Origin of the sequence: Pseudomonas sp., from assembly GCF_049653025.1 — a bacterium.
Classification (GTDB): domain Bacteria; phylum Pseudomonadota; class Gammaproteobacteria; order Pseudomonadales; family Pseudomonadaceae; genus Aquipseudomonas.
In genome coordinates this window covers 63,203-83,874 of the sequence record NZ_JBASFM010000017.1, presented here as the reverse complement: position 1 = coordinate 83,874, position 20,672 = coordinate 63,203, and the positions used below count along the sequence as shown (strand labels likewise).

At 61.6% G+C, this 20,672-nt stretch carries 18 protein-coding genes; 7 read left to right on the top strand and 11 right to left on the bottom strand.

Features of this window, described 5'->3' with window-relative positions; genetic code table 11:
- From WBK23_RS14380 to WBK23_RS14360, 5 genes are all read left to right on the top strand, one after another.
- Positions 1–1,011 (top strand): zinc transporter ZntB, encoded by a 1,011-nt coding sequence (locus WBK23_RS14380; protein ID WP_424484615.1) that lies wholly within the window; start codon positions 1–3, stop codon positions 1,009–1,011.
- A gap of 54 nt (positions 1,012–1,065) precedes the next feature.
- A complete protein-coding gene (locus tag WBK23_RS14375; protein ID WP_424484614.1) occupies positions 1,066–1,311 on the top strand; it encodes a CrfX protein in 246 nt (81 codons plus the stop codon).
- Positions 1,312–1,313: 2 nt separating this feature from the next.
- Positions 1,314–2,129: a mechanosensitive ion channel family protein gene (locus WBK23_RS14370; RefSeq protein WP_424484613.1), complete on the top strand. Its 816-nt coding sequence runs from the start codon at positions 1,314–1,316 to the stop codon at positions 2,127–2,129.
- Positions 2,130–2,217: 88 nt separating this feature from the next.
- The gene (gene sigX / locus WBK23_RS14365; protein ID WP_424484612.1) at positions 2,218–2,808 is read left to right on the top strand and encodes an RNA polymerase sigma factor SigX; all 591 of its coding nucleotides are present in this window, start codon (positions 2,218–2,220) and stop codon (positions 2,806–2,808) included.
- Between the two features lie 107 nt (positions 2,809–2,915).
- Positions 2,916–3,881: an OmpA family protein gene (locus WBK23_RS14360; RefSeq protein WP_424484611.1), complete on the top strand. Its 966-nt coding sequence runs from the start codon at positions 2,916–2,918 to the stop codon at positions 3,879–3,881.
- A gap of 155 nt (positions 3,882–4,036) precedes the next feature.
- On the opposite strand, the gene cobA is transcribed toward WBK23_RS14360, so the two are convergent.
- The 7 genes from cobA to WBK23_RS14325 all read right to left on the bottom strand — a co-directional run bounded on the left by cobA (position 4,037) and on the right by WBK23_RS14325 (position 15,210).
- The gene (gene cobA, locus WBK23_RS14355; protein ID WP_424484610.1) at positions 4,037–4,774 is read right to left on the bottom strand and encodes a uroporphyrinogen-III C-methyltransferase; all 738 of its coding nucleotides are present in this window, start codon (positions 4,772–4,774) and stop codon (positions 4,037–4,039) included.
- A gap of 10 nt (positions 4,775–4,784) precedes the next feature.
- On the bottom strand, positions 4,785–7,502 hold the full coding sequence (locus tag WBK23_RS14350) for a molybdopterin-dependent oxidoreductase (RefSeq protein ID WP_424484609.1): 2,718 nt from the start codon (positions 7,500–7,502) through the stop codon (positions 4,785–4,787).
- A 189-nt stretch (positions 7,503–7,691) separates the two neighbouring features.
- Positions 7,692–8,021, bottom strand: a complete 330-nt coding sequence (gene nirD / locus WBK23_RS14345; protein ID WP_424484608.1) for a nitrite reductase small subunit NirD — start codon at positions 8,019–8,021, stop codon at positions 7,692–7,694.
- Positions 8,018–10,474 carry a nitrite reductase large subunit NirB gene (nirB, locus tag WBK23_RS14340; protein WP_424484607.1) on the bottom strand — a complete coding sequence of 819 codons (2,457 nt, stop codon included), beginning with the start codon at positions 10,472–10,474 and terminating at the stop codon, positions 8,018–8,020. Before nirB ends, nirD begins: the two co-directional genes overlap by 4 nt.
- 360 nt (positions 10,475–10,834) lie before the next feature.
- Positions 10,835–12,499 (bottom strand): protein kinase domain-containing protein, encoded by a 1,665-nt coding sequence (locus WBK23_RS14335; RefSeq protein WP_424484606.1) that lies wholly within the window; start codon positions 12,497–12,499, stop codon positions 10,835–10,837.
- Between the two features lie 233 nt (positions 12,500–12,732).
- Positions 12,733–13,944, bottom strand: a complete 1,212-nt coding sequence (locus tag WBK23_RS14330) for a nitrate/nitrite transporter (RefSeq protein WP_424484605.1) — start codon at positions 13,942–13,944, stop codon at positions 12,733–12,735.
- A gap of 822 nt (positions 13,945–14,766) precedes the next feature.
- On the bottom strand, positions 14,767–15,210 hold the full coding sequence (locus WBK23_RS14325) for a thioesterase family protein (RefSeq protein WP_424484604.1): 444 nt from the start codon (positions 15,208–15,210) through the stop codon (positions 14,767–14,769).
- Between the two features lie 173 nt (positions 15,211–15,383).
- Between WBK23_RS14325 and WBK23_RS14320 the strand changes: the two genes are divergently transcribed.
- On the top strand, positions 15,384–16,283 hold the full coding sequence (locus tag WBK23_RS14320) for an alpha/beta hydrolase (RefSeq protein WP_424484603.1): 900 nt from the start codon (positions 15,384–15,386) through the stop codon (positions 16,281–16,283).
- On the opposite strand, the gene WBK23_RS14315 is transcribed toward WBK23_RS14320, so the two are convergent.
- The 4 genes from WBK23_RS14315 to WBK23_RS14300 form a co-directional block, all read right to left on the bottom strand.
- The gene (locus WBK23_RS14315; RefSeq protein WP_424484602.1) at positions 16,280–17,071 is read right to left on the bottom strand and encodes an ABC transporter ATP-binding protein; all 792 of its coding nucleotides are present in this window, start codon (positions 17,069–17,071) and stop codon (positions 16,280–16,282) included. The genes WBK23_RS14320 and WBK23_RS14315 overlap by 4 nt on opposite strands.
- Before the next feature lie 24 nt (positions 17,072–17,095).
- Entirely contained in the window at positions 17,096–17,947 is an 852-nt protein-coding gene (gene ntrB, locus WBK23_RS14310) for a nitrate ABC transporter permease (protein ID WP_424484601.1), read from the bottom strand.
- 14 nt (positions 17,948–17,961) lie between these two features.
- A complete protein-coding gene (locus WBK23_RS14305) occupies positions 17,962–19,245 on the bottom strand; it encodes a CmpA/NrtA family ABC transporter substrate-binding protein (RefSeq protein ID WP_424484600.1) in 1,284 nt (427 codons plus the stop codon).
- 448 nt (positions 19,246–19,693) lie between these two features.
- Positions 19,694–20,011: a transcriptional regulator gene (locus tag WBK23_RS14300; RefSeq protein WP_424484599.1), complete on the bottom strand. Its 318-nt coding sequence runs from the start codon at positions 20,009–20,011 to the stop codon at positions 19,694–19,696.
- A 210-nt stretch (positions 20,012–20,221) separates the two neighbouring features.
- Here WBK23_RS14300 and WBK23_RS14295 point away from each other — a divergent pair, with 210 nt between their 5' ends.
- On the top strand, positions 20,222–20,617 hold the full coding sequence (locus WBK23_RS14295; protein ID WP_424484598.1) for a hypothetical protein: 396 nt from the start codon (positions 20,222–20,224) through the stop codon (positions 20,615–20,617).
- Positions 20,618–20,672: the final 55 nt, after the last annotated feature.

The following is a 20,672-nucleotide window of genomic DNA, read 5'->3' as shown; positions in this document are numbered from 1 at the left end:
TTGCAGGAAGCCGCACGCTACGAGGACGACAACGCGCAGTGGGGCCTGGTGCACGCCTTCGTCCTGGATGGTCAGGGCGGTGCGCGCGGCATCGCCCGGCAAGACTTGCAGGACCTGGTGCTGGCCGAGCAGGAAAGCCTCTGGTTGCACTGGGACCGCAGTCACCCGCACACCCAGAGCTGGTTGCGCAGCGACAGCGGCTTGAGCGAGTTCGCCTGCAACCTGCTGCTGGAAGAAAACACCCGACCGCGACTGCTGGCCATGCCTGAGCAGCAGCTGTTGCTGTTCCTGCGCGGCCTCAACCTCAACCCGGGTGCCGAGCCCGAGGACATGGTGTCGGTGCGCATATTCGCCGACACGCGCCGCGCGATCTCCCTGCGGCTGCGCCCGTTGCATGCAACCGATGTGCTGATCGAGGATTTGGCTGCCGGGCGTGGGCCGAAAACCGCCGCCGAGCTAATTCTCAGCCTGGCGCACTACCTGACGGACAAGGTCGAGCCGTTGCTCGCTGAGTTGTCCGAGCGTATTGACGAGCAAGAGGAGCGAATGGATGCCGATGAGCGGCAGGCGCCCGACCACGCTGGGCTTTTGCACATGCGCCGACGTGCCGCCGGTCTGCGGCGCTTTCTGGCTCCGCAGCGCGATATCTATGCGCAATTGGCGGCCAGCGCCCAGGCCTGGTTCGTTGGCGCTGACAGCGGCTACTGGAACGAGTTGAACAACCGTCTGACCCGTTACCTGGAAGAGCTTGAGCTGAGCCGCGAGCGCGTCAGCCTGCTGCTTGAGGCGGAGAACCGGCGCATGGATGAGCGGATGAACCGCACCATGTACCGTTTCGGCATCATTACCGGAATTTTCCTGCCGATGACCTTTCTGACCGGCCTGCTGGGCATCAATGTTGGCGGTATTCCTGGCTCCGAAAGCCCTTATGGCTTTCTCCTGGCCTGTTCATTGGTGGCGGCCGTGGCCTTTGGCCAGTGGTTGCTGTTTCGCCGTTTGCGCTGGATCTGATGTGACTTGTACGGGCTTCGCCTCGTCTAGCCGTCACATACCCTGAGGTGCGCCATGCACGACCCCTTCGAAGAATCCCTGCGCGACTTGCTCAAGTCGCCCACCTCGAGTCATGACGATGATGCCTGCTTGCATCGTGTGCTCAAGACCGCCAATCGTCAGGTTGGGGCGGGTGATTTGTTTGCGTTGATGGGGCACTGGGCGAGTGCGCTGATGATCGCGCTGAACAACGGCTCGGCGCATGTTGCGCCGGTTTCTCGCCGTAAACCTTCAACTAGTTCGACTGATAAGGCTGACTGAGCATGGAATTTACTCAAGTTCTGGTTGACGCGATGGCCGGTGTTTGGACTCCGATTGCCGCCTTTATCCCGCGTCTGTTTGGGGCCATGGTGGTGGTGCTGCTGGGTTTCGTGGTGGCTAAGTTTCTCGATACCCTGTTGTCCAAATTGCTCGGAAAAATCGGCCTAGATCGCCTGATGGCGGGTACCGGCCTGACCAAGCTGCTGAGCCGCGCCGGCATTCAGGTGCCGGTATCGACCCTGATCGGCAAGATCGTCTATTGGTTCGTGCTGCTGATCTTCCTGGTCACGGCTGCCGAGTCCCTGGGCCTTGAGCGGGTTTCCGCGACCCTCGACGTGCTCGCGCTGTACTTGCCAAAAGTCTTCGGCGCGGCGCTGGTGCTGCTTGCCGGTGTATTGCTGGCACAACTGGTCAGCGGCCTGGTACGTGGCGCGGCGGAAGGCGTTGGTCTGGACTACGCCAATGGCCTGGGGCGTGTTGCCCAGGGGCTGGTTATCATCATCAGCATCTCGGTGGCAATCGGTCAGTTGGAGGTCAAGACTGACCTGCTCAACAACGTGATCGCCATTGTGTTGATCTCGGTCGGCTTGGCTGTCGCTCTGGCGCTGGGCTTGGGCAGTCGCGACATTGCCAGCCAGATTCTGGCCGGTATTTATGTGCGCGAGTTGTATGAGGTTGGGCAACAAGTGCAGGTTGGTGCGGTCGAAGGGCAGATCGAGGAAATCGGTACGGTCAAAACCACGCTGCTGACGGAAGCCGGCGAGCTGGTTTCAGTGGCCAACCGTACCTTGCTCGAGCAGCAGGTAAGCAGCCGCTAAGGCCAATCCCTGCTATTGTATGCGGCCAATCACGCAGCCTGAATTCAGGTTGCGTTGGCCTTTGTCCTGACTGTCGGCCCGACTCGTTTTGAATAAAGCCCAATCTGTGTCTTTGCGCTACGACCCCCGCGAACTCTCGGACGAAGAGTTGGTGGCGCGTGCCCACGACGAGTTATTCCATATCACTCGCGCCTATGAAGAATTGATGCGTCGTTATCAGCGCACGTTGTTCAATGTGTGCGCGCGATACTTGGGTAACGATCGCGATGCGGACGATGTATGCCAGGAAGTCATGCTTAAGGTTCTGTATGGCCTGAAGAACTTTGAAGGTAAGTCCAAGTTCAAAACATGGCTATATAGCATCACGTATAACGAGTGTATTACTCAGTATCGCAAAGAGCGCCGTAAGCGCCGTTTGCTGGATGCCTTGAGTCTTGACCCGCTTGAAGAGGCGTCCGAAGAAAAGACGCCAAAGCCCGAAGACAAAGGCGGTTTAGACCGCTGGTTGGTGCATGTAAACCCAATTGATCGGGAAATTCTGGTGCTACGTTTTGTCGCAGAACTGGAGTTTCAAGAGATCGCCGACATCATGCATATGGGCCTGAGCGCCACCAAAATGCGCTACAAACGCGCCCTTGATCGCCTTCGCGATAAATTTTCCGACAGCGCCGAAACTTAGTTGGGATAAAAACATCATAATTAGCGGCTAATTCTGATAGAATCGCCGGCTGAGTTGTCTTGCGTCTGTCAGACAACTTACTGACCACCAAGATAGGGATTTTAGTAATGAAATTGAAAAACACTTTAGGCGTTGTCATAGGCTCGCTGCTCGCCACTTCTTCCGTTTGCGTGATGGCTCAGGGTCAAGGCGCTGTAGAAGTGGAGGGCTTCGCTAAGAAGGAACTCTTCGATAGCGCCCGTGATTTCAAGAACAACGGCAATCTGTTTGGCGGCAGCATCGGTTACTACCTGACCGACGACGTTGAACTGCGCCTTGGCTACGATGAAGTGCACAACGCTCGTGGCGAAGACGGTCGCAACATCAAGGGCTCGAACACTGCCCTGGATGCTCTGTACCACTTCAACAACGCTGGCGACGCTCTGCGTCCTTACGTTTCCGCCGGTTTCTCGGACCAGAGCATCGGTCAATCCGGTCGTGACGGTCGTAACGGCTCCACCTTCGCCAACGTTGGCGGCGGTGCCAAGTACTACTTCACTGACAACTTCTACGCCCGTGCTGGCGTTGAAGCTCAGTACAACATCGACCAAGGCGACACCGAGTGGGCACCAAGCGTCGGTATCGGCATGAACTTCGGTGGCGGCAGCAAGCCGGCTCCGGTTGCTGAAGTTGCTCCTGAGCCGACTCCTGCCCCGGTTGCTGCTGAAGAGCCGATGGAACTGGTTCGCGTTGAACTGGACGTCAAGTTCGACTTCGACAAATCCAGCGTCAAAGAAGAAAGCTACGGCGACATCAAGAACCTGGCTGACTTCATGAAGCAGTACCCACAGACCACCACCGTGGTTGAAGGTCACACTGACTCCAAAGGCAGCGACGCCTACAACCAGAATCTGTCCGAGAGCCGTGCTAACGCCGTTCGTGACGTTCTGGTCAACCAGTACGGTGTAGACGCTGCCCGCGTTAACGCTGCTGGCTACGGCGAAGCTCGCCCGGTTGCTGACAACGCCACTGATTCCGGTCGCGCTGTTAACCGCCGTGTAGAAGCTGAAGTAGAAGCTCAGATCAAGCAGTAATCGATCTGGCTTTATAGAAAACCCGGCTTCGGCCGGGTTTTTTTATGTCTGTAAAAAATTGCCGAAAATAGTTTTAACGTCGCGCGCGATGACCCGCCATAAAAAAGCCCGCTTGGGGCGGGCAAGGGGAACAACTCCGCAGGAGCGCGAAGCGGTTATGCACTCATGGCCGTAGCCATTACCTGCCGCTGGGCGGCGACTTCGCCGATCACCAGAATGGCCGGGCTTTTCAGCTGGAAGTCATGGGCATCCTGCTGCATTGCGGCGAGTGAGCTGCGGCACTCGCGTTGTTGCGGCAGCGAGGCGTTCTCGATCAGTGCCACCGGCATGTCGGCACGCATACCGCCGGCCAGCAGGCTTTCGCGGATTTCCGGCAGCTTGGCTACGCCCATGTACACCACCAGAGTGGTGCCGCTTTGGGCCAGGGCCGCCCAGTTGAGGCTGCTGTCGTCCTGGGTATGGGCAGTGACCAGGGTCACGCCGCGGGCTACACCGCGCAAGGTCAGGGGAATACCGCAATTGGTCGCTCCAGCCAGACCTGCGGTGATGCCGTTGACCATTTCCACCTCTATGCCGTGTTCGCTCAGCCAGTCGGCTTCTTCGCTGCCGCGGCCGAAGATGCACGGGTCGCCGCCTTTCAGGCGCACCACGCATTTGCCCTGGCGTGCATAGCGCAGCATCAGCCGATGGATAAAGGCCTGCGGGGTGGAGCGACAGCCGCCGCGCTTGCCCACCGGCATGATCCGCGCGTTAGGGCAGTGCTCCAGCACCGCCGGGTTGACCAGGTCGTCGATCATTACGATCTCAGCCTGATTCAGGGCTCTTACCGCCTTGAGGGTCAGCAACTCCGGATCACCTGGGCCTGCGCCTACCAGCCAGACTTTTGCGCTCATGTTGATCTCCTCAGGCATTCGCTACGGCGGACACGGTTTGTGTCGCCAGCAGTCGTTTGATTTCTGGTACGCAGGAGCCGCAGCTGGTGCCGCATTTCAGCTCCTGCTTGAGGCCATTCAGGTCGAGGCCGCGGGCGATACCGGCGCAGACCGTGGCTTCACTGACGTTCAAGCAGTTACACAGGGTTTTGCTGGCGGTTTTAGTGCTGGCACTGCCCGGTGGTGTCGATACTGGGGCGAGCAGCCAGCGGCGCAGGTCGGCATCGGCCTGGCCTTCGCTCCACAGGGTTTTCAGCCAGTCGCGGGCGGCAGTTTCACCGGCCAGGCGGATCGCAGTGATGCGGCCGTCTTCGATGCGTACGCGCTTGCCGACGGCTTTGCGCGGGTCGTCATAGGCCAGTACCGGGCCCTTGGTCAGGCCGAGCAGGCGGTCGATCTGTGCCAGTAATTCGGCCTCGGGTGCCACCGCGCAGGCCGCACGGATCAACAGAGCAGGGCGCTCGCGACCGGTGAGGGTGAGGTTGGCGTAGGCAAACTCTTCGAATAACGGACGCAATGCCTCGAAGCGCGACTGCACATCGCCTTCGACCAGGGCAAAGAAGCTCCAGGGCAGCTCGACCTTTTCCACTTCGATGCCGGCATGTTTCAGTTCCGGTTGTTTAGACAGCGGATCGAATGCCGGCTGGGTCAGCACGTTGGTGCCCAGCCCCTTGAGAAAGCGATTGCCCCAGTGCATAGGCATATACGCCTGGCCGCTGCGTACCGACTCATCGGCCACTACCGGCACGATCAGACTGCCGCGGCGACTGCGCACCTTGATTAGGTCGCCGCTCTGCAGGCGACGCCGGCGCAGTTCATCCGGGTGCATGCTGAGCAGCGCTTCAGGGGCGTGACCAAACAGTTGTGCGGCGGAGCCGGTGCGGCTCATGCCATGCCACTGGTCACGCAGACGACCGGTGTTGAGGGTCAGGGAATAGCGCGTCTCGCGTTTTTCCTTGGCCGCACGGAACGGCTCGGCCTGAAACTGCGCACGACCGTTTGCAGTTGGGAACTGGCCATCGCCATACAGGCGCGCAGTTCCCTGAGTAACGCCGGCCGGGAACGGCCATTGCTGGGGACCTTGGTTATCCAGAATCGCGTAGCTCAGCCCGGAGAGGTCGAGGTCGCGCTTGGCGGTCAGGTGTTTGTATTCCTCGAACAGCGCGTTAGGGCTGTCGAAGGTGAACAGGCTGGGCAGGCCGGGGCGGAGCAGAAGTTCTAAGCGGCGGGCGAAATCCGTGGTGATCGCCCAATCCGGCCGCGCCTCGGCGGGCGCTGGCACGGCGCGGCGCACATGGGTAATGCGCCGCTCGGAGTTGGTCACGCTGCCTTCTTTTTCGCCCCAGCTGGCAGCTGGCAGCAGAAGGTCGGCGTAGTGGCAGGTTTCGGTGGTGAAGAAGGCTTCCTGCACCACGACAAAGGGGCAGGCGGCCAGGGCTTCATGCACCTTGGTCTGGTCCGGCATGGATTGCGCCGGGTTGGTGCAGGCGATCCACAGGGCCTTGATTTGGCCGACGCGCACCGCTTCGAACAGCTCGACAGTGGTCAGGCCGGTACTTTCTGGCAGCGCGTCGACGCCCCAGTAGCGGGCGACTTCGTCACGGTGCTCGGCGTTTGCGGCTTCGCGGTGGCCTGGCAGCAGATTGCTCAGGCTACCGGTTTCGCGGCCGCCCATGGCATTCGGTTGGCCGGTCAGGGAGAACGGGCCGCTGCCGACTTTGCCGATCTGCCCAGTGGCCAGATGCAGGTTGATCAGCGCGCTGTTCTTGGCTGAGCCTGCGGTGGACTGGTTGAGGCCCATGCACCACAGCGAGAGAAAGCTCGGCGCCTGGCCGACCAGCTGGGCGCACTGTTGCAAGCTTTCCACGCTGATGCCGCACAGCTCGCTGACCATCTGCGGGTTGTAGGCGTGCACCAGGCTTTTCAGGGCGTCGAAGCCCTCGGTGTGGGCATCGATATAACGGCGGTCGATCCAGCCTTCCCACATCAGGATATGCAGGATGCCGTGAAACAGCGCCACGTCGCTGCCGGGCAGAATCGCCAGGTGCAGGTCGGCCAGGTCGCAGGTGTCGGTGCGCCGCGGGTCGATGACGATGACCTTCATCTGCGGGCACTTGGTTTTGGCTTCTTCCAGGCGGCGGAACAGCACCGGGTGGGCGTAGGCCATGTTGCTGCCGGCGATCAGCACGCAATCGCTCTGCTCGATGTCCTCGTAGTTGCACGGCGGCGCATCGGCACCCAGGCTGCGCTTGTAGCCGACCACGGCCGAACTCATGCACAGCCGTGAGTTGCTGTCGATATTGTTGGTGCCGACTAGGGCGCGGGCCAGCTTGTTAAAGGCGTAGTAATCCTCGGTCAGCAGCTGGCCGGATATATAGAAAGCCACGCTGTCCGGGCCGTGCTCGCGGATGGTTTCGGCGAATACATTGGCGGCGTGATCGAGGGCGCTGTCCCAATCCGTGCGCGAACGCGCCAGGCCCTTGGCCAAACGCAGCTCGGGATAGAGCGCGCGGGCGGCGAGGTCGCCGGTCAGGTGCAGGCTCGCGCCCTTGCTGCAGAGTTTGCCGAGGTTGGCCGGGTGGCTGGGATCGCCTGCGACGCCAAGAATCTTCTCGCCGTCGTGTTCGATCAGCACGCCGCAGCCGACACCGCAGTAGCAGCAGGTCGAAGCGGTGATTTGATTGGCCATGGCCGTTTCTCCGTGTGCAAGCGCGGATTGCTCCGCGCCTACAGGGTTATCAGGCTGTTGAAAAACTACCTGCGTTGCCATCGCGGCGTTAAAAACAGGCTCAAAATGCTCATTTACAGCAGTAAACTCCGCTTTTTCGCCTGTTTTTGCCTTGCGCTGGCTGCCTCGCCAACGCTTTTCAGCGGCCTGTTATGCGCACTCGGCGGTGGCGACTTTCAGGGCCAGCAGCACGCGACCGTTTTCCACCTTGGCCTCATGCTTGTGCGCACAGCCGACATCCGGTGCGACCGCCACACCGCTTTCCAGCTCGATCTGCCAGTTGTGCAGCGGGCAGGCCACGCGCTTGCCGTAGATCAGCCCCTGAGACAGCGGGCCGCCCTTGTGCGGGCAACGGTCATCGAGGGCAAACACTTCGTCGTCACTGGTACGGAAGATCGCGATATCGCCTTTCGGGCCGCTGATGATGCGCGAACCGAGCACGTTGATTTCTTCCAGGGCGCAGATATCCAGCCAATTCATACGGTGGCCTCCTCGACTTGCACGACGCTGATGCGGTCGAACTCTTTTTTCAGTTGCGGGGTTTCAATGCGTTCTTTCCACGGGTCCTGCTCGAACGACAGGGCGAACTGCAGGCGCGCATTCAGCGCTTTGCGGTTGTCCTCGCTTTCCAGCACGGCCTTCTTGATGTGCTCCATGCCGACGCGCTGCATGTAGTGCACGGTGCGCTCCAGGTAGAAGGCTTCCTCGCGGTACAGCTGGAGGAAGGCACCGTTGTATTCGCGCACTTCTTCGGCGGTTTTCACCTTGACGAAGAACTCGGCGACCTCGGTCTTGATCCCGCCGTTACCGCCGATGTACATCTCGAAGCCGGAGTCCACGCCGATGATGCCGACGTCCTTGATACCGGCCTCGGCGCAGTTGCGCGGGCAGCCGGAGACGGCCAGCTTGACCTTGTGTGGCGACCACATATTGAACAGGTCGTGTTCCAGATCGATGCCCAGCTGGGTTGAATTCTGTGTGCCGAAGCGGCAGAACTCGCTACCCACGCAGGTCTTCACGGTACGGATGGATTTGCCGTAGGCGTGGCCCGAGGCCATGTCCAGCTCCTTCCACACGGCCGGCAGGTCTTCCTTCTTGATGCCCAAGAGGTCGATACGCTGACCGCCGGTGACCTTGACCATCGGTACGTTGTACTTGTCGGCGACGTCGGCGATGCGACGCAGCTCAGACGGGTTGGTCACGCCGCCCCACATGCGCGGCACTACCGAGTAGGTGCCGTCTTTCTGGATGTTGGCGTGGGCGCGTTCGTTGATCAGGCGCGACTGCGGGTCGTCCTTGGCTTCGCCCGGCCAGGTGGAAATCAGGTAGTAGTTGAGCGCCGGACGGCAGGTGGCGCAGCCGTTTGGCGTGCTCCAGTGCAGCGCGCTCATGGTGTCGGCCATGGTGATCAGATGCTGGTCGCGAATCGCCTGGCGGATCTGCCCGTGGTTCATCTCGCTACAACCGCAGATGGCTTTCTCGCTTTTCGGCTTCACATCGGCGGCGCCGCCGACGGTGCTGATCAGAATCTGCTCGACCAGGCCGGCGCATGAACCGCAGGAGCTGGCGGCCTTGGTGTGCTTCTTCACCTCATCCACCGAGAACAGGCCGTTCTCCTGGATGGCCTTGACGATGGTGCCTTTGCACACGCCGTTACAGCCGCACACTTCCATGCTGTCGGGCATGTTGGCGGTGCTGCTCTGACCCTGGTGGCCGACGTCGCCCAGGGCGTTTTCGCCGAACATCAGATGATCGCGGATCTCGCTGATATTGGCGTTCTCCTTGACCTGGCGGAAGTACCAGCCGCCGTCGGCGGTGTCGCCATACAGGCAGGCACCGACGAGGATGTCGTTCTTTACCACCAGCTTCTTGTACACGCCGCCAATCGGGTCGGAGAGGGTGATGGTCTCGGTGCCTTCGCTGCCCATGAAGTCGCCGGCGGAGAACAGGTCAATGCCGGTAACTTTCAGCTTGGTCGAGGTCACCGAGCCTTGATAGCGGGCGAAACCAAGCTGGGCCAGGTGGTTGGCGCAGACCTTGGCCTGCTCGAACAGTGGCGCGACCAGGCCGTAGGCGATGCCGCGGTGGTTGGCGCATTCGCCAATCGAATACACGCGCGGGTCGTAGGTCTGCATGGTGTCGTTGACCAGAATGCCGCGGCTGCACGGAATGCCGGCTTTTTCGGCCAGTTCGGTGTTGGGGCGGATACCGGCGGCCATCACCACCAGGTCGGCTGGGATCACGTCGCCGCCCTTGAACTGTACGGCGCAGACGCGGCCGTCGCCGTTGTCCATCAGCTCTTCGGTCTGCTCATTGAGGCGGAAGTGAATGCCGCGCGCTTCCAGCGCGGTTTGCAGCAGCTTGCCAGCGGTTTTGTCCAGTTGACGCTCCAGCAGCCAGTCAGACAGATGCACCACGGTCACGTCCATGCCGCGCATCTTCAGACCGTTGGCCGCTTCCAGGCCGAGCAGGCCGCCGCCGATGACCACGGCGTGGCTGTGGGTCTTGGCGGTGTCGATCATGGTCTGGGTGTCGGCCACGTCACGGTAGCCGATCACGCCTTCCAGCTTGTTACCTGGAATCGGCAGAACGAAGGGGTTGGAACCGGTGGCGATCAGCAGGCGGTCGTATTCGGCGCTGCTGCCGTCATCGGCGATGACCACGCGCTTCTTGCGGTCGATGCTGACCACTTTGCGGTTGAGCATCAGCTGGATGTTGTTTTCGGCATACCAGTTGAGGTCGTTGAGGATGATCTCCTCAAAGGTCTGTTCGCCGGCCAGTACCGGCGAGAGCAGGATGCGGTTGTAGTTCGGGTGCGGCTCGGCACCGAACACCGTAATGTCGTAGAGGTCGGGGGCGAGCTTGAGCAGCTCCTCCAGCGTCCGTACCCCGGCCATACCGTTACCAACCATGACCAGCTTGAGTTTTTTCATGCCGGCTATCTCCTGCGTATAGAAATCACGGGGAAAATGTCGGGAGCATTTTTTAGCGTTGCTCCGCGACGACTCGAAAAGTGGCTGCCAGGGATGGCCGGCCATAAAACAAAAAAGGCGTCCCGCTAGTCACCTAGCGAGGACGCCTTTGTCCAAGTCCCGTTCTATCGGGAAGTGCGGCCCTCTTCGTTGAAGGCTGCGCTTTATTAAATTATGCAATTGCCTTAGCAGGGCTTGTGCCAACTTCTGTTATTGGCGTTTTTAAAGGCTTTTCAGCGACTTGCAGTAAAGGTCGCGGCGCTATTGCGCACCTTTTCAATGCAGATTGCGCTGCTTTGGTGCGCGTGCGGGTTTATCCAGCTACAGCAACCAGACCAGCAGCGCCAGGTTGAGCAGCAGGGAGAACAGCGCCACGCCGCGCCAGACCCGCAGCGGCTCACGTTCAAGCAGCGGTCGTGGTCGGCTGCTGAGGGATTTACGTTCCGCCTGTTCGAGGCTCAGCAGCCACTCTTCGGCGGTTTCATAACGCTGCTTGGGATCGGCGCTGAGGGCGCGGCCCAGGCTGTCGTCGATCCAGCTGGGTAGGTCAGGGCGGTAACGGCTGGCAGGTGTGGCCTGGCCAAAACGCGGGTGCTGGAACGCCTCGATTTCGCCATGGGGGTAATGCCCGGTCAGCAGGTGGTAGAGGGTTACGCCGGCGCTGTAGAGGTCTTGCTGCGGCGTGGGGGCGGCTCCGCTGAACGCTTCGGGGGCGATATAACTGGGGGTGCCCGGCAGGTCGCAGGCTTCGTCGCGGCTCAGGCCTGGGCAGTAGGCCAGGCCGAAATCCAGCACGCGCAGCTCGCCATCGTCTCCCCACAGCAGGTTTTCCGGCTTGATGTCGCGGTGCAGGATATTGCGCCGGTGCAGCATGCCCAGAGCCTTGATCAGGCGCGGGGCGATGTCCAGCCACTCCGGCAGGCCCAGCGGGCCGCTCAGGCGCAGGTGTTCGGCGAGGGTTTGCCCGGCGTATTCGCGTTGCACGTAATACAGGTGCTGACGCTGTGGCAGCGGGTGCACGTCGGCAAAGAAGCGCCCGGACACGCGGCGCAGAAACCATTCTTCGAGGAGCAGGGCAGAGCCGGCTTGCGGTTCGTCGCTGCGCCCACTCGGCAGGGTTTTCAGCAGCCAGCGCCGCGTCTGGTTGTCGCGCACGCGGTAGACCAGTGATTGGCGTGACTCTGCCAGCAGGCGCTCGACCTGCCAGCCTTCGAAGGCTTGGCCATCGCGCAGTTTCGGTGGCAAAGGCCAGTGTTCGAGCTGGGCCAGGGTATCGGCCAGATCACTTTCCGGCAGGGCATCGACGCGCAGCAGCAGGGCGCTGGCGTTGTCCTGGCTGCCGGCCAGGTGCGCGGCATTGACCAGCGCGCGGCTGGCGGCCTCGAGTTCCTGCTCATCGTGGAGGATACGCTGGATGCCGGCGTCGCCGAGGGTCGCCCAGACTCCGTCGCTGACCAGTACGAAGCTTTCGCCCTGGCGCAGTTCACCGTCCAGGTAATCCATCACCAGATGCTGATCCAGGCCCATGGCGCGCTTGAGTACATGCTGCATGCCGGGTTGCTCCCAGACATGGTCTTCGCTGAGGCGTTCCAGCGTGCCGCCCAGCCAGCGATAGGCGCGGCAATCGCCAACGTGCGCCAGGGTAAAGCGACGGCCGCGCAGGATCAGCGCGCTGAGGGTGGTCAGCAGGGGCTGGCCGCCGCCGTTGGCTTGCAGCCAGCGGTTATGCGCCACCAGCACGCGGTCCAGCGATTGGGTGACCGCCCAGGTTTCCGGGGTGGAGTAATAGTCCAGGGCCAGCGCCTGCAAGGTCGCGCGTGCGGCCAGACCGCCGTCGGCGCACTGGCTGACGCCATCGGCCAGGGCGAACAGGTAGCCCTTGCTCGCCGCCAAGGCGGGTGCAGGGGTGACGACCCGGATGGCGTCCTGGTTCTCGCTGCGTGGGCCAATGGCGCTGGCTTCGCCGAAGGTCAATTGCAAGGCCATGCGGACATCCTGAGTGGGAAGGGTTGAGGCAAAGGCGAGACCGGGGCCGGGCTGCACGAGTTTGTCGTTGCCGACTTCACTCGCCTTTCCTGACCAGTGCAATGCAGCGCTGCCGGTCAGCCCCGCCTTTGCCTCAACGCTCCAGTGGTTGGGCCTGGGGTGGATCGCGCTTGTCGATCCACCTTTGGCTTATGGTGGATGAAAAAGGCGTCATCCACCCTGCGTCTGGGCAATTACACGCGGGCAGCGGTCACTGCCGCGCTGCCCCAGGTGGTGCGCCAGCGCTGTTTGACACCATACAGGCCGAACCAGGCGAGTACGCCGAGGCTGGCGAACAGCCATAGGCCCATCTGGTAATCGCCAGTCTGCTGCTTGATGGTGCCCAGGCCAGCGGCCAACAGGAAGCCACCGATGCCGCCGGCCATGCCGATCAGCCCGGTCATCACGCCGATTTCCTTACGGAAACGCTGCGGAACCAGCTGGAACACCGCGCCGTTACCGGCACCCAGGCCGAGCATGGCGGTGACGAACAGCGCCAGCGCGGCAGCCGAGCTTTCCAGGTTGAAGCCCACCGCGGCAATGCTCAGCGAGGCCAGGGTGTACATCATCAGCAGCGAGCGAATACCGCCGATGCGGTCAGCCAGGGCACCACCGAGCGGACGCATCAGGCTGCCGGCGCAGACGCAGGCGGCGGTGTAGTAGCCGGCCGTCACCGGGCTCAGGCCGTACTGGTCGTTGAAGTAGCCCGGCAGGGCGCTGGCCAGGCCGATAAAGCCGCCGAAGGTGACGCTGTAGAAAAACATAAACCACCAGCTGTCACGGTCACCCAGGGCCTTCAGGTAATCGGCCAGGGCTTTCGGCTTGGGCCGCTCCGGCGCGTTCTTGGCCAGCAAGGCGAAAATCAGCAGGGTGGCCAGCAGCGGGATCAGCGCCCAGCCAAACACGTTCTGCCAGCCGAACAGGGCGGCCAGGCCAGGGGCGAACAGGGCCGCCAGCACGGTGCCGGAGTTGCCCGCACCGGCGATGCCCATGGCTTTGCCCTGGTGCTGCGGCGGATACCACTGTGAAGCCAGCGGCAGAGCCACGGCAAAGGCGGCCCCGGCAAAGCCGAGGAACAGGCCGAGCAGCAGGGCCTGTTCATAGCTCTGGATGCCGATCTGCCAGGCGCAGAACAGCGCCACTATGACGATGACCTGGCCAATCAGGCCGGCGGTCTTGGGTGACAGGCGATCACAGATAAAGCCCATCAGCAGGCGCAGTACGGCACCGGCGAGAATTGGTGTGGCCACCATCAGGCCGCGTTGTTGCGCGGTCAGGTCGAGTGCCGTGGCGATCTGCACGGCCAGTGGGCCGAGCACGTACCAGACCATGAAACTCAGGTCGAAATAGAGAAAGGCGGCGAACAGCGTCGCGGTGTGGCCGGATTTCCAGAAACTTGTATTCATCGAAAACCTCATTCAGCAATAAAGGGTCCCGGTGGGTGCAGCTCGCCATGATCGTGGGCATGGCGGCTGCAACCCTCCGGGGAGGTGCCGTACTTGTGGTGCGGCACCCTGAGGCCGAAGCCGCAGCTGGGTTGAGAGAGTTGCTGGCGCAAGCTCTGGATCGCAGAGCAGGCACCCGCCCCACGCACTGGGGCTAAAACGCAAAACGTCGCATAACCCGAGCGCCCTGGGGCGTGGGTGATGCGACGTCTTTGTCGTTTGTCGAGCAGCCGCCTTTGGCTACCTGTGCCTGTGTATTAGCAAGAGCTGCGCCAACTGGCGGATTTATCGTGATAACAGGACTGTCGGGGGTTGAACTGGGGCAAAGTCGCTACAAAAAGAGGCGCTGTGGGATTTTGCGCACTTGGATGGGGCGTAGGGTGCATGCCCGGTTCTGGCAAACCAGGAGCTGAGCCGCGCAGGCCATGTAGGGCCTTATGGGCAGTGCTTTAGCCGGCGTGATTGAGGCCGCTGCACCGCTGTTCGCTTGGTTGGCTGTCGAGCGCGCTAGGGCTCTTGGCCTGGGTGGGTAAGGGAAGGGTGAGAAGGGCCAGAGCGAGTAGGTTGCTCAAGAGCCCGGCTTGGCGGACATGGCTGCGCGTGGTCGGCATAGCAATTCCCCTGCTTTTGTTGTTATGCCTAAGGCGTAGCAGAGGATGAGGGAACTGTCACTGCGGCAACCAATGAAATGTGCAAGAACAGTGCGATAAACAGGTGTATGCCGTGATCAACCTGGAACCGGCAGGTAACTCGCCGCGTTCTGACGAGAATTGGGGTGTTTTATCAATCCAGCCAATTGACCTTGCTGAACTTGCCGCTGAACGTGGCAGGCATACCGACCACTTTGCCCAGCTTGTAGTTGAAGAACACGAAGCCGGACTTGGCCATGGCCACCAGCGCACCATCGAGTGGGCGGGTGATGCGGAAGGTGATATCGCCGCCGTACTTGTTGAAGTCCATCACGCCAACCTCGAACAGCAGTTGGTCGCGGGCGTGGGCCTCGGCGCGGTAGGTGGTGGCGAGATCCGTGACGATGATGCCGGTGCCGTCTTCCTGGGTTTCCTCGATGCCGAACTCGAAGAGAAAGCGCGCCCGCGCCTCGGAAATCATCGAAATCATCGAGTCATTGCCCAGGTGGTTGGCCGCGTTGATATCGGTGACCCGCACAGTCAGGTGGGTGGCGTAGCAGAACTGGTCTTCAGGGAACTCAAGCGTCAGGCGGGCCATGCCAATATCCGGTCGCAATCAATAGGGGCGTCGATAATACTGCTGTTCGCCGGGTGCGGGCAGTCACCCAGGGCATTCCGGCGCTGGATAATACCCACGGCTGGCAGGCCGCGGGCGATAACGGTGATGATTACGCGGGTGGCGATAATATCTGTATCGGCAGGGAGCAACAGATGACAGCAAAACACCTACTTTGCCTGGCCTGGCTGGCGCTGTTTTTGAGCAGCAGCGCGGTGGCCGGGCTCGCTGACCGCCTGAGTGAGCGGCGCAGCGCCAAGGCCGTGGCCGCACTGGGCGGTGAGCTGCTGGCCGATCTGCCCTATGGCAGCCATGAGCGTCAGCGTCTGGATGTCTACCGGCCGCTGCAGGCCAGCGCTGCGCCCATTCTGCTGATGGTGCATGGCGGAGGTTGGGCCAAGGGCGACAAGCGCATGGCGCGGGTGGTGGAGAACAAGCTGGCGCGCTGGTTGCCCCAGGGGTATCTGTTGGTCTCGGTGAACTACCGCTTGCTGCCGGATGCCAGGCCCTTGCAGCAGGTCGAGGACATTGCCCAGGCGTTGAGTTACGTGCAGCAACAGGCGCAGAGCTGGGGCGGTGATCCGCAGCGCGTGGTGTTGCTCGGGCATTCGGCTGGTGCGCATCTGGTCAGCCTGCTGAGTGCCGACAACGCCATCGCCACGCGGTTTTCCGCCAAGCCCTGGCTCGGCACGGTGGCGCTGGACAGCGCGGCCTTTGATGTCGACAGCATCATGCGCGGCAAGCATTACCGCCTGTACGACCAGGCATTTGGCACTGAGCCCAAGTACTGGCGCATCGCCTCGCCGTATTGGCGGTTGCAGCCGGCAGGCGCGCCGCTGTTGGCGGTGTGTTCCAGTAAACGAGAGGAAGCCTGTCGCCAGGCCGACGCCTTTGCCGAGCGTGGCAAGCAGCTGGGGCGCTCGGTGCAGGTGTTGCCGCAAGCGCTGTCGCATGGCGCGATCAATCAGCAACTCGGTGAGCCCGGGCCTTACACCGACGCGGTTGAAGCCTTCTTCAAACGCGTCGGTGCAGTGCCTAAGCCAGCGCTGCCTTAGGCCGCCGGACGCTGCTGGCGCTGATAGAGAAACTCCAGCACGGCGCTGCGGTAGGCGTGGTACTGCGGGTCATTGGCCAGCGCCAGGCGATCACGCGGGCGCGCCAGTTCGACCTTGACGATATCTCCGATGGTCGCCGCCGGGCCGTTGGTCATCATCACGATGCGATCCGACAGCAGCACCGCCTCGTCGACGTCATGGGTGACCATCACCACGGTGCTGTGGGTCTCGCCAACGATGCGCAGCAGCTCGTCCTGCAGATGCGCGCGGGTCAGGGCGTCCAGCGCGCCGAACGGTTCGTCCATCAGCAACACCTTGGGCTCCATGGCCAGCGCGCGGGCGATGCCGACACGCTGTTTCATGCCACCGGATATCTCGTTGGGGTGCTTGTAGGTGGCGTGGCTGAGGCCAACCATAGCCAGGGCCGCTTCGGTGCGCGCCTTCAGCTGGGCCTTGCTCTCCTTGCCGGCGAAGACCTTTTCCACTGCCAGGTAGACGTTGCCGAAGCAGGTCATCCAGGGCAGTAGGCTGTGGTTCTGGAACACCACGCCGCGCTCTGGGCCGGGGCCGTCGATTTCGCGGCCGTTGCAGATCAGGCCGCCTTCACTGGCTTCGAGCAGGCCGGCGATCAGGTTGAGCACGGTGGATTTACCGCAGCCGGAGTGGCCTATCAACGAAACGAACTCGCCCTTGGCGATGCTCAGGTTGACGTCACTGAGCGCCTGGAAGCGGCCTTTCTTGGTGTCGAAATGCTTGCTGACCTGGGTCAGCTCTACGAACTTTTCCATGTGATTCTCCTCAGCTGGCCTGCTTTAACTGGTGTAATCGAAACGTTTGGCCAGCAGCAACAGCAGCTGCTCCAGGGCCAGGCCGACCAGGCCAACGATGATGATGGCGATGAGGATGTGTTCGACGTTGAGGTTGTTCCACTCGTCCCACACCCAGAAGCCCAGGCCGGTACCGCCGGTGAGCATCTCGGCAGCGACTATCACCAGCCAGGCCACGCCGATGGCCAGGCGGATGCCGGTCATCAGGTGCGGCAGCACGGCGGGGAAGAGGATGCGGGTGAGCACCTTGAACTCCGACAGCTTGAGCACGCGCGCCACGTTCAGGTAATCCTGCGGCACGCTGGCGACGCCGGCGGCGGTGTTGAGGATGATCGGCCAGATCGAGCTGATAAAGATCACCCAGATCGAGGCAGGTCCTGCGGCCTCGAACACCAGCAAACCGATCGGCAACCAGGCCAGCGGCGACACCGGACGCAGCAGGCTGATGATTGGCGAGAGCATATTGGCGAGGAAGGCGAAGCGGCCGATGGCGAAGCCCAGCGGAATCCCGATCAGCGCCGCCAGGCCGAAGCCCAGACCGACCCGGCCCAGGGAGTGCAGGATATTCCAGCCGATGCCCATGTCGTTCGGGCCATTGTCATAGAACGGATCAGCAAACAGCTCCAGTGCCGCCAGCCAGGTGCTCAGCGGGCCGGGCAGGCCCTCGCTCTTGGTTGCAATCAGCGCCCAGACGCCAATAAACAGGGCAATCCCCAGCAGTGGTGGTACGGCGCTTCTGACCAGGTTGGCCAGCAGCGCCGCGCCCGGCAAGGCCAGGCGCGGCGCTTTGCTGATGGCCAGCGGCAGCGGTAATGGCGTTTTCAATGGTGCGTTCATCACGAACCTCCCCGTCAGGCTTTGATCGCAAAGGATTGGGCGTAGGCAGCCGGGTCGGCACCATTCCAGACCTTGCCGTCAATCAGCGTGCTGCTGCGCAGTGAACTGGCCGGCACGGGGATGTTCAGCGCACTGGCGGCTTCCTTGTACAGCGCCACTTGGTTGACCCCGGCGGCGACGGCGGCGTAGTTCGGGTCTTGCTTGATCAGGCCCCAGCGCTTGAACTGGGTCATAAACCACATGCCGTCGGAGTGATAAGGGAAGTTCACCGTGCCGCCCTTGCAGAAGGCCATGGCGTGGTCGTCCTTCCAGCTGTTGCCCAGGCCGTCTTCGTACTGGCTGAGGAAGCGCGGCTCGATGACGCTCACCGGCGCGTTGACGTAGGCCTTGCCGGAAATCAGCTTGGCGGTGCTCTTGCGGTTCTCCTCGCTGGCCTCGATAAACTGACTGGCTTCCAGTACGGCCATGATCAGGGCGCGGGCGGCATTGGGGTATTGCTCGATAAAGGCGCGGGTGGCCCCGAGGACTTTTTCCGGATGATCCGGCCAGATCTGCTGGGTGGTGGTGGCGGTGAAGCCGATCTTGTCGGCAATCGCCCGCGCGCCCCAGGGCTCGCCCACGCAGAAACCGTCCATATTGCCGACGCGCATATTGGCGACCATCTGCGGTGGCGGCACGACGATGGTTTTGACATCGCTCATCGGGTTGATGCCCAGGCTCGCCAGCCAGTAATACAGCCACATGGCGTGGGTGCCGGTGGGGAAGGTCTGGGCGAAGGTCAGCGGGTTGCCGCCTTTTTTCACATGCTCGGCCAGTTGCGCACCGTTGGTGACGCCCGCTTCCTTGAGCTGTTTGGAGAGGGTGATGGCCTGGCCGTTCTGGTTCAGCCCCATCAGCACGGCCATATCCTTCTGCGGCCCAGCGATACCCAGCTGCGCGCCGTACATCATGCCGTACAGCACGTGGGCGGCATCCAGCTCGCCGGTATTGAGTTTGTCGCGTACACCGGCCCAGGAGGCTTCCTTGCTCGGGGTGATGGTCAGGCCGTATTTCTCGCCAAAGCCCTGGGTCGCAGCGACCACTACTGACGCGCAGTCGGTCAACGGGATAAAGCCAACTTTCAGCGCCGCCTTTTCTGGTGCATCGGAACCGGCGGCCCATGCCACGCTACGTAACGAGGCGGGCGCGCTTAGGCCAAGGGCGGCGACACCGCCGACAGTGCCGGCGACGGCAATCGAGGTTTTCAGGAAGTTACGGCGGCTGTGCAGGCTTGGGTGCTTCGAATCACGATCAGTCATTGGTCTGTCCTTTCTGGCCGATAAAACGGCTGAAACAAAAAACGGCGTACGCCAGGCCACCTCTAAGGAGGGGACCTGACGGACGCCGTTGTCCGTGATCCGCGGCTCACCGCCGTTGGTGGGCTGCGCAGGAATCTTGTGAGGACAATTGCAAGGGGCTTGCCAGTTTTACTGAAGCGCGGCGGCTAGCCGCTGCCGGAAGTTGCTGAAGGCGGCTCGAATAAGACTTAGGTTGGTAGGCTTAAGCGCTATAAATCATGGGTTTAAGCGCAATGTTGAATGCTGAATAGAGCACATGGTTATTGCTATAGCCACTCACCATACTGCTGCTCAGCAGCGCTTTCAGGCGGTTTATTGAGCCAATGCTGTGCATGGCTGAACCGCAGTCGAGCGCTTTTGCTTCGCCTTGGTGCTGGCTGAGCCCAGGTGTTAAGCGCGTGCCAGCGCCTTAGCGCGACAGCGTTTTGCTCTGGGCTTCCTCGACAAACTCCTTGAGCCAGCGCAGCACCTCCACCGCCTCCCAGCGCGTGGGGTCGAACATGGCATAGGCCTGGCCCTGATAGCCGACCACATCCAGCTGGCGGTGATATCCCGCGCGCTGCAACAGCGCCTCGATTTCGGCAAAGCAGGTATTGAAGTGCACGCGTGAGAAGGGCGTCTTGCCTTCGGTGACGATGCCTTCGAGCTGTAACTCTTCAACAGTCGTCCGGACTTTTTCCAGCGGCATGCGATTCACGGTGTGTTTGAGCTGCAGTACGTCGAGCATCGGTGTACTCCTGTTGACGCCTTGGATTGGCCAGTTTGGCGGTCTGCGGATCTGGCTGGATGACGCAGACAAGGGTAATCGAAAAATACTGTACAAATAAACAGTATTCGATAATAGTAAGCCCAACGCCCTAATCGGCACCTACTCGATCACTCGCGCCATCTGCCCGCAAAGCCAATGGCCACAGGCACTGCAGAGGAGTCACTAACAATGCAACAGATGCTGATGACAATTGTGCTGTTGGGTCTTTTGGCCGGTTGTGCGCAACCGCAGCTTGATCAACCGAGGGCCAATGGCACCTACCTGGTGATCGAGAACGGCCAGGCCTGGGCGGTGCTGGTATCCGATGGCAAGCGTGTGGAAGAGCAGGGCACGGTGGTGGATGTGCTCAAGTTACCCAACCAGGATTCGAGCGTGGCGGCCAGTTATGTGATCGAAACGGTCAATTGCGGGCGGGTGCAATGGTTGAGCGAACGCTCGGATGCCGCCGACGGCATGACCACGCTGATGTCGTTGCACAGCAACAGCGAACAGCTGGGGCAAAGCGGTTGTGTGATCGCCGAGGGGCTTAGCCGGGTGTGGACGGTGCTGGACTATTCGAGCTGATGCAGTTCGAGCCGATACGGCAAACGCCGCTAGCGATGGGTTAGCCGCTAACGGC

What these genes read in the sequence shown, in the direction of transcription:
- WBK23_RS14300 (WP_424484599.1), bottom strand. Translation starts at nt 20,011, where the DNA reads ATGCTCGACGTACTGCAGCTCAAACACACCGTGAATCGCATGCCGCTG.
- WBK23_RS14350 (WP_424484609.1), bottom strand. Translation starts at nt 7,502, where the DNA reads ATGGCCAATCAAATCACCGCTTCGACCTGCTGCTACTGCGGTGTCGGC.
- WBK23_RS14370 (WP_424484613.1), top strand. Translation starts at nt 1,314, where the DNA reads ATGGAATTTACTCAAGTTCTGGTTGACGCGATGGCCGGTGTTTGGACT.
- WBK23_RS14335 (WP_424484606.1), bottom strand. Translation starts at nt 12,499, where the DNA reads ATGGCCTTGCAATTGACCTTCGGCGAAGCCAGCGCCATTGGCCCACGC.
- cobA (WP_424484610.1), bottom strand. Translation starts at nt 4,774, where the DNA reads ATGAGCGCAAAAGTCTGGCTGGTAGGCGCAGGCCCAGGTGATCCGGAG.
- nirB (WP_424484607.1), bottom strand. Translation starts at nt 10,474, where the DNA reads ATGAAAAAACTCAAGCTGGTCATGGTTGGTAACGGTATGGCCGGGGTA.
- ntrB (WP_424484601.1), bottom strand. Translation starts at nt 17,947, where the DNA reads ATGAACGCACCATTGAAAACGCCATTACCGCTGCCGCTGGCCATCAGC.
- WBK23_RS14320 (WP_424484603.1), top strand. Translation starts at nt 15,384, where the DNA reads ATGACAGCAAAACACCTACTTTGCCTGGCCTGGCTGGCGCTGTTTTTG.
- WBK23_RS14295 (WP_424484598.1), top strand. Translation starts at nt 20,222, where the DNA reads ATGCAACAGATGCTGATGACAATTGTGCTGTTGGGTCTTTTGGCCGGT.
- WBK23_RS14330 (WP_424484605.1), bottom strand. Translation starts at nt 13,944, where the DNA reads ATGAATACAAGTTTCTGGAAATCCGGCCACACCGCGACGCTGTTCGCC.
- WBK23_RS14325 (WP_424484604.1), bottom strand. Translation starts at nt 15,210, where the DNA reads ATGGCCCGCCTGACGCTTGAGTTCCCTGAAGACCAGTTCTGCTACGCC.
- WBK23_RS14305 (WP_424484600.1), bottom strand. Translation starts at nt 19,245, where the DNA reads ATGACTGATCGTGATTCGAAGCACCCAAGCCTGCACAGCCGCCGTAAC.
- WBK23_RS14315 (WP_424484602.1), bottom strand. Translation starts at nt 17,071, where the DNA reads ATGGAAAAGTTCGTAGAGCTGACCCAGGTCAGCAAGCATTTCGACACC.
- WBK23_RS14360 (WP_424484611.1), top strand. Translation starts at nt 2,916, where the DNA reads ATGAAATTGAAAAACACTTTAGGCGTTGTCATAGGCTCGCTGCTCGCC.
- nirD (WP_424484608.1), bottom strand. Translation starts at nt 8,021, where the DNA reads ATGAATTGGCTGGATATCTGCGCCCTGGAAGAAATCAACGTGCTCGGT.
- WBK23_RS14375 (WP_424484614.1), top strand. Translation starts at nt 1,066, where the DNA reads ATGCACGACCCCTTCGAAGAATCCCTGCGCGACTTGCTCAAGTCGCCC.